The sequence below is a fragment of the Anaerolineales bacterium genome (assembly GCA_015075625.1).
Classification (GTDB): domain Bacteria; phylum Chloroflexota; class Anaerolineae; order Aggregatilineales; family UBA2796; genus UBA2796.
In genome coordinates this window covers 1,601,041-1,615,131 of the sequence record JABTTZ010000001.1, presented here as the reverse complement: position 1 = coordinate 1,615,131, position 14,091 = coordinate 1,601,041, and the positions used below count along the sequence as shown (strand labels likewise).

Genomic DNA, 14,091 nt, shown 5'->3' with positions numbered 1-14,091 from the left:
CGTCCTTAACCTGAACGTCCCCCTTTGCCGCCTGTGGGCAAAGGGGGATGTTTTGATTCCCCCTCGCCCGCAGCATCACTCCCTGATTTTCAGCCCCGCGCTTTCGCACAGGGATTCACGTCGGGGTGCGAACTTAGACGGCTATCTGAACCTGCCCGTTTTCCACGCGCACTTCGTAGCGGGCGACAGGGCGCGGGGCGATCAGCGAGAGATTTTTTCCGCTGCGAATATCGAACTGTGCGCCGTGTCGCGGACATTCGATGACATACTCGGTCAATTCCCCTTCGGCAAGCGGTCCATCGTCGTGGGTGCAGATGTCCTCAATGGCGTAGTACGTCCCCCCAACGTTGAACACGGCAATGTAGTGATCCTTGACCTCAACAACGATCCGCTCGCCGGATTTCAGATCGGCGGCAGCGGCAATGGTGATGAATTCTGGCATAAAAACCCTCAATTGGTTTACCTGTTCTTCTCCGCTCAGACCTCAATCGGCTCGTCTGAGGAAGCGCCCGCCCCGCCGGACGAACCGGCACGGTATTTCCGTTCAGCCGCTTTCGCTGTGTTCAGGGCAAGCGTGGCGCATTTCGGGCGGCTAACGACGACCTCCCGCCCCAAGGTCTCCACAAAATCATCGGGGCTAAGGGCGGAAAGCTCGGTCAGCGTTTGCCCGATGATCATCTCTGTCAACATGGAGGCAGCCGCCTGACTGATCGTGCAGCCCTCGCCCTCAAAGCTGACCGCCGTGATCCGTTCCTGATCGTCAATTTTGAGGTAGAGGGTGACAATATCGCCACAGCCTGGGTTGCCCCCTTTGATCGACACGGTGGCGTCGTCCATCGCCCCTCGGTTGCGGGGATGCTCATAATGATCAAGGATATTTTCAATGTATGCTTGACGATCCATGGCACGCCTCCTCTGCTGATCGATGCTGCTTTTGTTCGCTTGCTCGGCGCTGTGCTACCGTTCAATCGGTGCGCCAACAAGATTACCCCATTCCGTCCACGAACCGTCATAGTTGCGGACGTTGGGGAAGCCAAGCAAATAATGAAGGACAAACCAGGTGTGGCTGCTGCGCTCCCCAATCCGGCAGTAGGTCACCACATCGTCCTCTTTGGAAAGTCCTTGCGTTTTCTCGTAAATCTCGCGTAGTTCGGCGGCGCTTTTGAATGTGCCGTCCTCGTTGGCGGCGGTTGCCCAGGGGACGTTCTTCGCCCCCGGAATATGCCCGCCGCGCATTGCCCCCTCATTGGGGTATGCCTCCATATGAAGCAGTTCGCCGGAATATTCCTTCGCGCTGCGGACATCAATGAGGGGTTTGTTGGCAGCCGAGTGCGCCGCCACCTGATCCCGAAAGGCGCGGAACTTCCAATCGGTGCGTTCGGGGGCGTTGTAGGTGGCGGGGGGGTAGGTGGGCGTTTCCCGCGTCAGAGGACGCCCTTCTTCAATCCACTTCTTTCGCCCGCCGTCGATGATCGCCGCCTTCGTATGCCCGAACAATTGGAAAACCCATAGGCTGTATGCCGCCCACCAATTGTTTTTATCGCCATAGAACACAACCAATGTATCATTGCTAATGCCATGCTTGCTCATCAGCGCGGCAAAGGCTTTGCGATCCAGATAGTCGCGCCGGATTTTGTCGTTTAGGTCACCCACCCAATCAATCTGCACGGCGCCAGGGATATGCCCTTGATCGTAGAGCAGAATATCCTCGTTCGATTCGATCAGACGGATGGCAGGCTCATTCAAATGATCGGCTGCCCACGTCGTGGAGACCAGCATTTCGGGGCGGGCATAGCCCTTAGCGGCAATGGTTGTATCCTGAGCAGTCATAAAAACACCTCATCTAGGTATAGGTAGGGCAAAGCGTCGTGCTAAAGCATAGACGCCGCGAATGGGGGTATTCTACCTAACGCCTCGTCACATAATACAGAAAATGGACGCGGGGTGGGGGCGCGGGCGACCACACAAGGTCGCCCCTACGGGGTGGGGCAGCCCCCCGCTACTCTCCCATCTCCCGCCGCGCCTCAATGACGATCCAATCCCCTGACAGGCGGCGTTTGTAGGGGGTTAATCCGGCGCTGCTGAGTGCCGCCTCCACCTCGTCCCCCTGTTCCTCGATGATCCCGCCAAAGACGGCGATCCCGCCGGGGTTAACGACGCGCTCCAAGCCCTCCCCACACATGGCAATGATCACTTTGGCAAGGATATTCACCAGCGCCAGATCGAACGTCTCGCCCGTTGCCAAGAGATCGGCAAGGCTGCCCCTTGAACTCTCAATCCGTCCGGGGATGCCATTTTCGGTGGCGTTTTCTTCCGTCACGCGGACTGCCATTGGGTCGGTATCCACCGCCCGCACTCGCCCCGCGCCCATCTTCACCGCCCCTATCGCCAAAATGCCCGATCCACAGCCTAAGTCAAGGACACTGATCCCCGCCCTATCTTCTAAGAGGTCTTCCGCCGCCTCCAGAACAAGCTGTGTGCTAGGGTGCGTCCCCGTCCCGAACGCCATGCCCGGATCAAGGGCGATCACAATATCATCCGGTTCGGCGGGGATATCGGTGACCCACAGAGGGCGAATCAGGATATGCCGCCCCAAGCGGAGCGGGTGGTAATGGACTTTCCACGCATCCGCCCAATCCTGCTCATCGACTATGGTATACTGGGGAATAGGCATGGGGTACATCATGCGTAGATAGCCAAGCGCATCCTCAAGCTGCCGTTTGGCGTCCTCGGCATGTTCATCGGCGGGAATATAAGCGCGGACGATCAGCTTTTTCGGCGTGGGAATATCATCTTCCCAAGTCTCGATGAAAAAGCCGGCTTGTTCAATGGCAACACCCTGATGTCCATAGCGCTGCAAGACCTCGGCAACGGCTTCCGCTGCCTCGCCATCAACCTCAAGAGAGACTTCAATCCACTGCATTAGCGTTCCTTCGTTAATCGTTTCACTTGTTTCCGAACATTCTTCAGAAAAAATTCATAATGATAAGGGTTTTTTGTCTACAGAATGACAAAAGATGGGTATATACTGACAACTGTAACGGGACATCAGCGACATTACCAACACAACACCATCCTAGCCGCATCGAACTACCGTCGTTGACTCATCGCTCTCACATCGCTGCACCATCGTAGACGCGCTGTAGACTCACTGTCGTACCATCGCTGCTTCACTGGACTCCCACCAAGCCGCTGACACACCCGTTCAGGCGTCAGCCGGAAAGCCCCCCGCAAGGGGGCTTTTCGGTTGTCTGAACTTCCCCAAAATTGTAAACGCACCTTACGCACAGCCCCTCGCCCCCAACCCCCTACGCGGGAGAGGGAGAAATGTGTTTTTTTGGGGGGGCTTCCCCCTCAATCTACCCCCTTCGATGAATACAGGGAAAATAAAGCCAACGGCGTCTGCTCTAGAGAGGACACCCCCAACCAAAAACGGGGGATCGTTGTGATCCCCCGTTTTCTGTGCGCGTGTCCGCCTACAGGTTATTTATTCGTTTCGATATAGGCGATCAGGTCTTGCAGATCGTTGAGGGTCAATTGGGTAGCGAACGTCTGCGGCATGATCCCGCTTACCCCACCGGGGACGATGTACTTATTGGGGTAGAGGATGCTCTCGGCAAGATAGCGTTCCACCGTGTACCCGGCGAATTCAGGCAGTTTCAAGCGGACTGCTTCCACGCGGGTAGCCATCCCTGCGGTTGAGGCAGCGGCATAAGCCGCGCCAACAGAAGTACTGTGGCAGGCGGCACAGGCAAGGCGGGTGAAAAGCGTCTCACCCTTCGTCGCATCACCACCAGCCAGATCAAGCGCCTCCACATTGGGTTTTTCCCCGATGACAGCCTTTTTCGTCCCCTCGCCAGCAGCGCCCGCTTCCGCCGGCAGTTTGAACCCCTGACGGAGATCCTTTGGGGTGAGCTTGATCGCCTGTTCACGGTAGTTCACAATGTAATTGACGAGGTTTTCAATCTCGTCTTCGCGAAGCGGGCCGGAGACCATCTGTGACCAAGCGGGCATCGCTTGGGTCCAGCCGTAATAGATGCTCAGCGGGCGTCCGGCGATCAGCGTCGCCCGGAGGTATGCCTTCAGATCGCCGCTGTTCATCTCCTTTAGCCGGACATTCGTTGTGGCATCCCAGCCCTGGGCGATCAAGTCGTCAAGGGCGGTTTGCTTCTCGGCAATCGTCTCCGTCAGGTCTGCGATCTGCTTCTCGGTGGCAGCCCGATCCCCAAACAGACGAATCGCCGCGTTCAGCGAGTCAAGCTCTTTTTGAAGTTCAGCTTTTTTCGCCGGATCGGTTTCGGCGTCAAATTCTTTTTGCTTTTCGGCAAGTTTGGTGGCGTTTTCCTCAAAGTTCTGAAGCGCCGATTCAAGGCTGGCTTTTTCCTCGATCAGGGCATTCGCTTCCGCTTGGGCAACCTTCGCCGGATTCTCGGTGAGGAATAGGTAGGGGTTTTTCAACGCCGGAGCAACCCCCGCCGCGCCAAGCGCATCTTGCCCGTGACAGGTCGAACACAGGTTCAGGTAAAGGTCGGCACCGCGTTCGATGCTGCGCCCTTGCCACTGCTGCGTAAAGACCTCCATGCGCACGGGTTCATTAATGGCGATCCACCCCACAAGGAGCATGATCCCCACAAAAAAACCGATGCCCAACAGAATCTTGTTCTCTATCTTCATGAGGTGACTTTCCGTGTGTTCATGAAGGGGCGGGTTACTCAACCCGCCCCGGCTGTACTTGGTGCGATCCGTTCCTTGTTAGTGTCCGCCACCCTGATATTCGGAGAAGCGGCTGACAAAAATCGTCTTTCCAGATGATTTCACGCCCTTGATGGTGAACGTCTTAGGCAAGCCCTGTTCGTCAAGCTCTTGCTTGCCTTCCTCGTTGAACAGCGATTCGACCATCTTGATCTTGATATTGCCGTTCTCATCACGGAGCGGGACGCTCTTTTCGTCCACCTCGGCAATATTCCAGATCACCTTCAGGTCAATCCGCTTCAAATCGGTTTGGGCGTCGGAGACGGTCAAAATACCGACGACATTGGGCAGATTCCCACCCCACGTCTCTTTTTCGTGCTTGAAGGCTTCCATCACGTGCATCATCCCCTCCGGCACGGCGCGGCAGGTGACTGGCTGCGCGGTGTTGGGGAGGGTTGTTGTCTGCGGGATGCCCCACTCCACCAGCGGGAGAAGGTGATCTTCCTCAAGGTTATCCGTGCAGTACGTGCCGTTTTCCCAGTTTTCATAGGGGACGCTGCGAACAACGCCGACACCTTCCATCGGGGCAATCGATTGCACCATTTCTTGGTCGCCAGAGGTATCAACACCCCACCGCGATGTTCCCATGTAGGAAAGGACGAGCATGAACAGACAGAAATTCAACATCAGGCTCAGCCCAAAACGGCGGTGCGCATAGCGGCGGCTCTTGCCCACCTCAAGGTAGGGCCAGACCATGAACATCACTAACAAAATGGTGGGGAAAACCAACCCAAAGAGGATTTTATCCCCTAGCTTCAGCAGCCCTTGCAGCCACAAGAAGTACCACGGCGCGGTTGTATGCAGCGGGGTGATCTGTGGGTTGGCGTGCGTTTCCAACGGTGCATGGAAGAACCAAATACACATGACGGTCATGATGAAAATCGTGCCGCCAAACCACAGCATTTCCGTCGTTGCCACATCGGGGATGAAGTAGACGCGCTTATCCATCGGGACGCGCTTGGCGGTGTCATTCCCCACTTCTTCAAGGCGCGGCGGCAGGCTGTGACCGTGCAAGACGACCTTGTAATAGTGAACGCCAATGAAGATTGCCGTCAGCATCGGCAGCAAAAAGACATGGGCAAGATAGAAACGCAGCAGCCCACCCGCGCCAATATCCGGCGCCCCGCGCAGAATTAGGTTGACGTTCGTCCCTACAATTTCCGGTGGGGCTGCCTCTGCCATCGATGTGCCGATGGTCACCGCCCAGAACGCCAATTGGTCCCAGGGCAGCAGATAACCCGTAAAACTGAGGAACAGCGTAAAGAGCATCAATAACATGCCCGTAAACCACGTGAATTGACGCGGTTTTTTATACGAGCCAGTGGCGAAGGTGCGTATCGTATGGAGGGCGACGACCAACACCATCCCTTCTGCGCCAAGGCGGTGCATATCGCGCATGAACTGCCCCAGCGGGACGTTCGTCAAGATATTCAGCATGTCCGCATAGGCGACATTGGGCGAGGGCGTGTAGAAGATCATCAGGAACAAGCCGGTGATGACCTCAATGACAAAAAAGAAGGTGGAGAGAAAGCCCAAACGGAAGGTGGGGTAAATGCCCGTCACCGCTTGGTGATAGTAGCTTGGACGCATATGCATCCAGAAGGCATCGGCGTGGGGCGTCAGGCGCGGGTTGGGGCGGCGGGTGGGCGCTTCGCCGCGCAGTGCCTCACGAATATCTTGAATGTTCATCCCGGCGGTAATGCGCTCTACGGTCTCGTCTACGAGTTCCAAAAGCGCCTTACGGAAACCCTTCTCCTTAACATCGTCAAGGAAAGAAGGAAACGGCAATACGGACATAACTCTATCCCTTCTAATCGAACGCGGTGCGCTTCCTTTACCCTAGCCGTTATCCGTGCGCTTTGCCCTTCAGTTTCCGCCCGGTGTTGATCTGGATTTCCGTCGCCCCTGTCGCATTGACCGGCTCGCCATCGGTGAAGCTCTGCGTGCCAGAGGGGGTGACAATATTCAAGGCAAAGCGATCCAAATCACGGGGGGCGGGTCCTTCAATAAAGGTTCCGTCGCTGGTGAATTTTGAGCCGTGACAGGGGCATTCAAAGCGCCCGTTCGTGTCCGACCATTTGAACAAGCAGCCGAGGTGTGTGCAAACGGCGCTGAGGGCGACAACGCCTTGTTCGGTGTTCGCCAGCCAATAGCGCCCGACGGCATTTTCTGCCGGTTTTGCCCCGACGGGCGGAACGGCACCGGGGTCAATACTGAAAACACCCCCAAACTGCCCCGCCTTAAAGCGTGGAAGGGCAAACCAAATGATTGCCCCACCGCTGGTTGCCAAAAGAAGCGCCATACTTGCGCCCCAAATGTAAAAGAGGAACTCGCGGCGGTTGATCGGTTTGATCGTCTGATCGGCAGCGGTGGGGGCAGGGGCTTTGGCAGCCGCAGTCTGGGCGACGGACGCCTTGCCTTTGATGGTGGGTGAGGTCATGGTTAAACAAATCCTTTCAAGTGGCGCAGCGCCTCAAAGTCACGGGCGAGGTGGCGTTCTTTTGGGTTGCCTAAATCGGCATACAAGCGTTATTTATCGGGTTTTTGTCGCTATCTGTTAAATTTATCACAACTTAAAAAGTGTGTCAACGCGCCAGTGAACGGGGATTGTAGCGGGGCAAAGGGATTTCAGCAATAGAGTGATGTCCGAACAAGAGGGATACGAAGTAGGGATGCCCGCCGCTGAAGCAGCGGGCTGAAGATAACCACCCCGACGGGGCTTGGAAGGCAAGTCATTGTGGATTCAAGCCCCGACGGGGTGATCATGCCTAGCGCGGGCGTTTTAACCCCGCGCTGTGCCACACCCCCGCCTATGGTATGCGCCCGCCGCTGAAGCAGCGGGATCACGACGCGAAGAACCCCTTACCCCCCCGTTCCCGGTGGGATAGGAACAACGGGTGTCGCTTGGGGAGGCGCACCGCCTACTGTGTTCGGGTTGGTATCCGAGGCACAGCGAAAACCGAGCGAATTACGCGGCGTCAGCGGGTCTTCATCGCGGCGGTGAACCGAACGGGCAAAAAGCGGCACAGCGTCCCAATCGCCGCCGCGCAGCACCTTCCGCGTCCCGCTTGGCGGACCCTTCGGGTCAATGGTGTTCGCCGCCGTCGTCCGGTAAATGTTGGCGTCGTACCAATCGGCAACCCATTCAGAAATGTTCCCCGCGAGGTTGTAAACCCCCTCTGGCGTTGACCCAGAAGGATAGGCGTCGATGGTGTCCGGTCCGCCTTGATTTGTCGGGCGGGAGGTGCGGGCGCGGTTGGAGTCCCACGCATCGCCCCAGGGGTAAAGCCGCCCCTGCAAACCACGCGCTGCCCGTTCCCATTCCGCCTCGGTGGGCAAGCGCCGCCCGATGGAACGACAAAAAGCGTCTGCCCCGTACCATGTCACATAATACACCGGGCGATTCGTGTAGAAATCCACCGTGACACTGTAGCGCAAGCCGTCATAGCGAATGTAGCTGTTGGGGCGTTCGGCTTGTGTTCCCGCCCCCTGAATAGCGACGCACGGAAAGCCCCCGCAGCCCGTCAGGTGCGCTCCGGGTCCAATCTTGTTGAGGAAGGCAACATACTGCGAGAAGGACACCTCAAAGCGTTCCATCCAGAACGAATTCACCGTGATCTGGTGCGCGGGGACGGAATCTTCTGTGTAGGTGATCTCACAAATGCCCTGATCCCGATCTCGGCAGTCGCCCACCGCACGGGCGGCTTCGGCGGGGGTTGTTCCCATCGTGAATGAGCCGCCTTGCAAAAAGAGCAGTTCCGTCGGGTTAACATCAACCACCGCCCCCGTCCCACCAGAGGCGCCGGGCGTCGTCAAATCCATCACCGTCGGCGTCCCTGATAGGGTAAAACTCCCCCCATCAAGCGTTGCCGTCGCCCCCACAACAGGGATGGTGGGCAGTGTGCCAGCGTTGCCGCCAGAAGCGCCGGGTTGGGTGGGCTGAACGCCAATGAACGCGGTAGCCGTTGGCGCATTAGGCGTCGGCTGTGTGGGCTGTGCAATGGCTGTTTCTGGGGTGGGGCTAGGCGGCGGTGCGGGTGTGGTGGGTTCGGGCGTTGCCGTCACCTGCACCACAACGAAGGTCGGCGTGAGGATGGGCTGCTGCCCAGGTAGGTTAAGCGTGATCAAGTTTGCGGCATAAGCGCCCAAACAGACGACGCTGAAGCAGCCCATGCCGAGGATCACCCCAATCATGAGCCACTGCCAACTGCCGTTGCTGGTCCGCCGCCGAAGATTTGTCGAAGTCGGTTGTGATCGTCCCATAAGTCCCATTTTGCAGTCAGGGTAACGGCGGCGAATGATACCGGACTTTGGGACGAAAACAAAGGTCAGCCGGTGAGCGTTGGGTGAAAAGTGGGACAAACGAGCAGAAATGAGGGCGAGTCCCTGGTGGGGACAGACGTACCTATCCCCACCAAAAATGAGTTGAGGGGCAGCGCCCCCGCACAAAAATAATTCCCCCTCAGCCGCTATGCGGCTGAGGAGGAAAGGCGAACGGCATTTTCGCCTTCAAGCCCCGTGGGGGTGGCTGCTTTCAGCCCGCTGCTTTAGCGGCGGGATCATGCGCCATCCCGCCTTTTCATTGTGGGTGTACTTAGTCGTTTAGATCAACGACGTTCGAGGTTGCCTCTTTCGCCGCATCTGCCGGGTCTTCGTAGCGCTCCACGACAATTTGCACGCGAGAGAGCAGCCCTGCCAGCGCCCCTAGCGCGGCGAGGAACGGCGCAAAAATTGCCACCCCCGCCCCGCCCACAACCCCCAACGTCAGGGGGACTTCCACGATCAACCGCCCATTCGAGTCCTTGATCACCAGACGGCGAATATTCCCCTCAGAGATCAATTCTTGGACACGTCCAATAAGCTGATTTCCGGCGACAGAGAGTTCTTCGGCAAAGGTGCGGACGGTTTCTTCGGTCTTGTGTTTTGTTTCCTCAGACATGGTTTATCTTCCTTATAGAGATCATCGATTCCTAAAGACTTAATACGAAGGCTGTGGAGAAAGGTTGCAAGGGGATGGGCGATCATGGGTGGACGCCGCACACGGACGCGGGGAAACACATGGCGCGGGGTTAAAACGCCCGCGCTAAGAATAATCACCCCGATGGGGCTTAAGACGGAATACACCGTGCCGCATTTGCCTTCAAGCCCCGTAGGGGTGGCGCGGGGTTAAAACGCCCGCGCTAAGAATAATCACCCCGCTGGGGCTTAACACGGAATACACCGTGCGGCATTTGCCTTCAAGCCCCGTAGGGGTGACAGGCGGCGGGCGTACCTTATTTCTTGCTGTGACCGTTCTGAAGCGCCTTCAGGTCATAATCGACCATGCGGTGAATCAACTGTGTAAAGGGCATTTGCGGCTGCCAGCCCAACTGCCGCTTTGCTTTCGAGGGATCGCCAATGAGCAGATCAACCTCTGCGGGGCGCATAAACGCCGGGTCTTGGACGACGAATTCACGCCAATCCAGCCCCACATAGCCGAATGCCGTTTCCACCAGTTTGGTGATCGTGTGCGTCTCGCCCGTCGCCACAACGTAATCGTCGGGGGAGTCCTGCTGAAGCATCAACCACATGGCGTACACGTAATCGCCAGCAAAGCCCCAATCGCGCTGTGAGTCAAGGTTGCCCAAGCGCAGTTCTTCCGCCAAGCCTAGTTTGATGCGGGCGACGCCGTGTGTCACCTTGCGGGTCACAAATTCCAACCCGCGCCGCTCCGATTCGTGGTTAAAGAGAATTCCACTGGTGGCGTGCAGCCCATAGCTTTCACGGTAGTTGATCGTGATCCAATGCCCATAGACCTTTGCCACCCCATACGGGCTGCGGGGGTGGAGCGGCGTTGTCTCCCGTTGAGGGACTTCGTGAACCTTCCCGAACATCTCCGACGAACTTGCCTGATAAAAGCGGATGGCGGGATTCACAAAGCGGATGGCGTCCAACATGCGTGTGACGCCTAGACCGGTGACCTCGGCGGTGAAAATCGGCTCGGTGAAGGATGTCCCCACGAAGCTCTGCCCGGCAAGGTTGTAGACTTCCTCTGGCTCGGAGACTTGCAGCGCGTGTTGAAGTGACGCCTGATCGAGTAAATCGCCGGAAACGAGGGTGATTTTATCGAGGATATGGGCGATGCGAGAGGAATTCACAGTGCTGGCACGGCGCACCAAGCCATAGACCTGATAGCCTTTTTCCAACAACAATTCTGCGAGATAGGACCCGTCTTGTCCGGTGATGCCGGTGATTAAGGCACGTTTTGCCGTAGCTGCCATAGTGATTACTGTGTCTCCTGAGTCGTGTGAAATTTCCGCCATTGGTTCAGAATATCGCTGAGCGATTGCTCTAGGGTGTAAACAGGCTGCCAGCCTGTACAGGCACGGAGGGCGGTTGAGTCTCCGTAGAGCATGGGAATATCCGAAGGGCGCAGCCGTGCCGCGTCTACCGTCACGGTGATCGGTACGCGGCTGAGGCGGATTAAGGTGTTCAAGATGACCTCCATCCGCACTGGCACGCCCTGACAAATGTTGAACACCTCGCCCGCCCGCGCTGTCTCCAACAACAGGGCATAGGCGCGGACGACATCGCGCACATCGGTGAAATCACGGGCGGGGGAGAGATCGCCCACCCGCACGATTGGCTCACGCGCCCCAAGTTCTGCCTCGGCAATTTGGGATGCCCAGTCCGCCGCCGCAAAACGGTTGCTTTGCCCCGGTCCGATATGGTTGAAAGGGCGAACGCGGATCGTGTGCAGCCCCATCGAACGGGCATACTGTGCCGCCAGCATGTCTTGCGCCGCTTTGCTCACCCCATACGGGCTGGTGGGGTTGAGTGGGGCGCTCTCCGGCAGGGGGAGCGCCTCCGAGGGGACAATGCCATAGACATCTGCCGAGCCAACAATCAGGATGCGCGTATTCAGCAGGCGGGCGGCACGCATCCCTTCAAAGAGGTTCAGCGCCCCTCGAAGGTTCGTCTCTATCGTCTCCCATGGCGACTCAAAGGAGCGAGGGATGAATGCCTGACCGGCAAGGTGAACAATGCGGTCCGGCTGTATCTCAGTGAGCAAATGGCGGGTCGCCCCTTCGTCGCGGCTGTCTAAGGCATGAAGGCGCACATCGAGGGCGCTTAGGCGCTCTTGAACCTTTGCCCCTTCCGTCGCGTGCAGCACCGTCCCGTGAAGATCGGCGTCGGGGTAACGCTCGCGTAGGTGTGCCGCCAAATGCCCGCCGACAAACCCGCCAATCCCTGTGATAAGAAAACGCAATGCCACTGTGCTTATTCGTCCATCGCTTTCGTCTCTAGCAGCACCAAACGCGGGGCGCGGCTTGTATCACCGGGAAAAAGAATCAAGTCGTAGCGTTTCCCTTCAAGGATCGTCACATCGAACACATCCGCTACAAGGCTGCCATCGGTGACGCGGTTTGCGGTGAAGGTGTACGTCCCCGCCCGAAATGCCCGAATTCGCGAGATGGAGAGCGACTCCACGCGCTCGTACTGCTGAACGCTGCGGACAACGGGGGTGGGCGTGGGCAGGGAGGGATCAATGTTCACAGCGGATCGGATCGTCAGGGGCGATTGGATGGTGACAGCCTCCACCCCGGGCGCGGCATGGACAAAGCGCAGCAGCGCCCCCGATGTCGTTGAATCGTAGCGCTCGGCGGTTTGCAGCAGGCGCAGATTTTCGCCCGACCCCAGAGCGATGATTGAGAGTTGGGTGTTCGCCCGGGCGACGAGTTCGGCGGTCAGGATGACCGTCTCCCCCCCCGTAGGGATAATCTGGATGGTGCTGACAATGCCTTCAATCGGGGTGAAATCCAGCGCCGTCTCTGGGGGGACAGCGCTAAAGATCGTCCGCCCACCAATGCGCACATCGACATCGCCAACGTTCGTCAGGGCGTTCACAAAGCGCACATTCATCACCAGGGCGGGGGTCGCTGTCGTGATCACATTTTTGACGCCCACTTCCGTTTCAAAAAAGACGGGGAGTCCTTCTTCCTGTCCAGTGATCACATAGAGATAGGCAAAGCCGGGTTTGAAGCGATAGAGATCAAAAAATTCTAAGGTGCGCCGCCCGCTGCCCAATATCCCCGTCACGACCAAGCCGCGCTCTCCGGCGCTAAGTTCAGCGGCGCGGCTTGCCTTGCCGTAATCAATGCCCGTCAGCCCGGGCACAAGGCGCACCGGATCGCTGATCTGGGCGTCTGTTGTGTTGGCAATGGCGTTGTAGACGGTCAGGCGCATCAGCCCCTCTGGAAGGGGGCTGAGGTCTTCCTTCAAAAGGGTCAGACTGGGGATGATCTCTTGGTAGGTATCTTCGCCGCGTGCCTTTGGGCGGGGGTTTTGAATATCGGTGATGATCACCGTCGTTTTCGCATCGGGGGCAAGCGTCACGCGCAGCGCGGCGAGGGTGTCCGCTCCGTTGGCGCTGGTCAGGCGCAGCGTGTAATTGCCGGCAAGGGTCGTCTCATACTGCGTCCCACGCGGAAATTCGGCGCTGGCGAGGAACTTCCGATCATCAAGGTAAATATCGGCAACGCCCGCCGTGCGGCTGGCGTGGAGAATGCGCAGTTGGCTTTCCAATTGGGTGGGCGTGCTGATCAGGGCGGCGGTGGGCTTATCCCCCGCCCCATCATAAACGATAATCGTATTCGTTTGGCGCTCTCGCGGGGAGAGCGCCACCTCGACAAGGGTCGTCCCCCGGCGGGCAAAGCGGAAGCGCCCCCGTCCAGCGGGGACGAGTACGGCATCGGTGGGCAAGCCGCCCACATCGGCTGCCCCTAGCGCAAGTTCGCCAAAGGTAGCCTCGGCGGCGCCCGTCTCGCTCAGCGCGTTGACGACGCTGAGCCGCGCCTGTTTTGCTGGAACGCCCGTCAGGTCTTCAAGGTAGGGCGTCCCTTGCAGGGCATCCGCCGCCCCATGAAAGACGAGGATCGTGCTGGTTTTCGCCCGAAAGCTGAGCGTGCCGCTGTACAGAAGGCGCTCACTGGTTGTCCCTTCGCCAGCGGGGACAACGCGGATGCTGTATTCGCCGGCATTCACCGTCTGGCGGGCAGAGGGGCGCCCCGCCGCAAGGCGGGAGGCGGTCAGGCTTGCCTCAATGTAAATATCGACAGCAGGGGCATCGCCAGCGGCGAGGAAAAAGGTGATCGTCGCTTGGGTGTCGGGGTTCACCCGCTCGGCAATGGGGCGGCGCGTGTCGGGTGTTGCGGAGGGGGTGATCGTCACCGTTGGGGGCGGTGGCGGGGTAGGCGGCGGCGTTGCGGTGGGTGTTTGTCCGCCGCAGGCTGTGATCAGTAAGCTCAGGGCAATAAATAGCCCCCAAAATCGCATTTTCCCCGCCATACTAACCCTCCC

General features: G+C 58.2%; 14 protein-coding genes. 1 reads left to right on the top strand and 13 read right to left on the bottom strand.

The genetic code is table 11. The features are described from left to right. Positions 1-133 precede the first annotated feature (133 nt). The 10 genes from HS103_06745 to HS103_06700 form a co-directional block, all read right to left on the bottom strand. A complete protein-coding gene (locus tag HS103_06745; GenBank protein MBE7512494.1) occupies positions 134-442 on the bottom strand; it encodes a non-heme iron oxygenase ferredoxin subunit in 309 nt (102 codons plus the stop codon). Positions 443-477: 35 nt separating this feature from the next. Continuing rightward, positions 478-903 carry an SUF system NifU family Fe-S cluster assembly protein gene (locus HS103_06740; GenBank protein ID MBE7512493.1) on the bottom strand — a complete coding sequence of 142 codons (426 nt, stop codon included), beginning with the start codon at positions 901-903 and terminating at the stop codon, positions 478-480. A 54-nt stretch (positions 904-957) separates the two neighbouring features. Further along, positions 958-1,830, bottom strand: a complete 873-nt coding sequence (locus HS103_06735; protein ID MBE7512492.1) for a sulfurtransferase — start codon at positions 1,828-1,830, stop codon at positions 958-960. A gap of 169 nt (positions 1,831-1,999) precedes the next feature. After that, positions 2,000-2,923 (bottom strand): 50S ribosomal protein L11 methyltransferase, encoded by a 924-nt coding sequence (prmA, locus tag HS103_06730; GenBank protein ID MBE7512491.1) that lies wholly within the window; start codon positions 2,921-2,923, stop codon positions 2,000-2,002. 560 nt (positions 2,924-3,483) lie between these two features. Then, positions 3,484-4,674 (bottom strand): c-type cytochrome, encoded by a 1,191-nt coding sequence (locus HS103_06725; GenBank protein MBE7512490.1) that lies wholly within the window; start codon positions 4,672-4,674, stop codon positions 3,484-3,486. A 78-nt stretch (positions 4,675-4,752) separates the two neighbouring features. After that, the gene (locus tag HS103_06720; protein MBE7512489.1) at positions 4,753-6,549 is read right to left on the bottom strand and encodes a cytochrome bc complex cytochrome b subunit; all 1,797 of its coding nucleotides are present in this window, start codon (positions 6,547-6,549) and stop codon (positions 4,753-4,755) included. Positions 6,550-6,598: 49 nt separating this feature from the next. After that, on the bottom strand, positions 6,599-7,192 hold the full coding sequence (locus HS103_06715) for a Rieske 2Fe-2S domain-containing protein (protein MBE7512488.1): 594 nt from the start codon (positions 7,190-7,192) through the stop codon (positions 6,599-6,601). A gap of 188 nt (positions 7,193-7,380) precedes the next feature. Then, positions 7,381-7,599 carry a hypothetical protein gene (locus tag HS103_06710; GenBank protein MBE7512487.1) on the bottom strand — a complete coding sequence of 73 codons (219 nt, stop codon included), beginning with the start codon at positions 7,597-7,599 and terminating at the stop codon, positions 7,381-7,383. A 15-nt stretch (positions 7,600-7,614) separates the two neighbouring features. Further along, complete coding sequence (locus tag HS103_06705) at positions 7,615-9,015, bottom strand: SUMF1/EgtB/PvdO family nonheme iron enzyme (protein MBE7512486.1); 1,401 nt, start codon at positions 9,013-9,015, stop codon at positions 7,615-7,617. Positions 9,016-9,346: 331 nt separating this feature from the next. Next, the gene (locus HS103_06700) at positions 9,347-9,691 is read right to left on the bottom strand and encodes a DUF4342 domain-containing protein (GenBank protein ID MBE7512485.1); all 345 of its coding nucleotides are present in this window, start codon (positions 9,689-9,691) and stop codon (positions 9,347-9,349) included. 84 nt (positions 9,692-9,775) lie between these two features. Between HS103_06700 and HS103_06695 the strand changes: the two genes are divergently transcribed. Next, complete coding sequence (locus HS103_06695) at positions 9,776-9,922, top strand: hypothetical protein (protein ID MBE7512484.1); 147 nt, start codon at positions 9,776-9,778, stop codon at positions 9,920-9,922. 103 nt (positions 9,923-10,025) lie between these two features. On the opposite strand, the gene gmd is transcribed toward HS103_06695, so the two are convergent. From gmd to HS103_06680, 3 genes are read right to left on the bottom strand one after another with little or no spacing between them, the layout of a single operon-like run. Continuing rightward, the gene (gene gmd / locus HS103_06690; protein ID MBE7512483.1) at positions 10,026-11,012 is read right to left on the bottom strand and encodes a GDP-mannose 4,6-dehydratase; all 987 of its coding nucleotides are present in this window, start codon (positions 11,010-11,012) and stop codon (positions 10,026-10,028) included. A 5-nt stretch (positions 11,013-11,017) separates the two neighbouring features. After that, complete coding sequence (locus tag HS103_06685; GenBank protein MBE7512482.1) at positions 11,018-12,007, bottom strand: GDP-mannose 4,6-dehydratase; 990 nt, start codon at positions 12,005-12,007, stop codon at positions 11,018-11,020. Between the two features lie 5 nt (positions 12,008-12,012). Further along, on the bottom strand, positions 12,013-14,079 hold the full coding sequence (locus HS103_06680) for a DUF4397 domain-containing protein (protein MBE7512481.1): 2,067 nt from the start codon (positions 14,077-14,079) through the stop codon (positions 12,013-12,015). Positions 14,080-14,091: the final 12 nt, after the last annotated feature.

Bases quoted from the DNA above. Each gene is read 5' to 3' on its own strand.
- HS103_06745 (MBE7512494.1), bottom strand. From the start codon at position 442: ATGCCAGAATTCATCACCATTGCCGCTGCCGCCGATCTGAAATCCGGC.
- HS103_06740 (MBE7512493.1), bottom strand. From the start codon at position 903: ATGGATCGTCAAGCATACATTGAAAATATCCTTGATCATTATGAGCAT.
- HS103_06735 (MBE7512492.1), bottom strand. From the start codon at position 1,830: ATGACTGCTCAGGATACAACCATTGCCGCTAAGGGCTATGCCCGCCCC.
- prmA (MBE7512491.1), bottom strand. From the start codon at position 2,923: ATGCAGTGGATTGAAGTCTCTCTTGAGGTTGATGGCGAGGCAGCGGAA.
- HS103_06725 (MBE7512490.1), bottom strand. From the start codon at position 4,674: ATGAAGATAGAGAACAAGATTCTGTTGGGCATCGGTTTTTTTGTGGGG.
- HS103_06720 (MBE7512489.1), bottom strand. From the start codon at position 6,549: ATGTCCGTATTGCCGTTTCCTTCTTTCCTTGACGATGTTAAGGAGAAG.
- HS103_06715 (MBE7512488.1), bottom strand. From the start codon at position 7,192: ATGACCTCACCCACCATCAAAGGCAAGGCGTCCGTCGCCCAGACTGCG.
- HS103_06705 (MBE7512486.1), bottom strand. From the start codon at position 9,015: ATGGGACGATCACAACCGACTTCGACAAATCTTCGGCGGCGGACCAGC.
- HS103_06700 (MBE7512485.1), bottom strand. From the start codon at position 9,691: ATGTCTGAGGAAACAAAACACAAGACCGAAGAAACCGTCCGCACCTTT.
- HS103_06695 (MBE7512484.1), top strand. From the start codon at position 9,776: ATGGGTGGACGCCGCACACGGACGCGGGGAAACACATGGCGCGGGGTT.
- gmd (MBE7512483.1), bottom strand. From the start codon at position 11,012: ATGGCAGCTACGGCAAAACGTGCCTTAATCACCGGCATCACCGGACAA.
- HS103_06680 (MBE7512481.1), bottom strand. From the start codon at position 14,079: ATGGCGGGGAAAATGCGATTTTGGGGGCTATTTATTGCCCTGAGCTTA.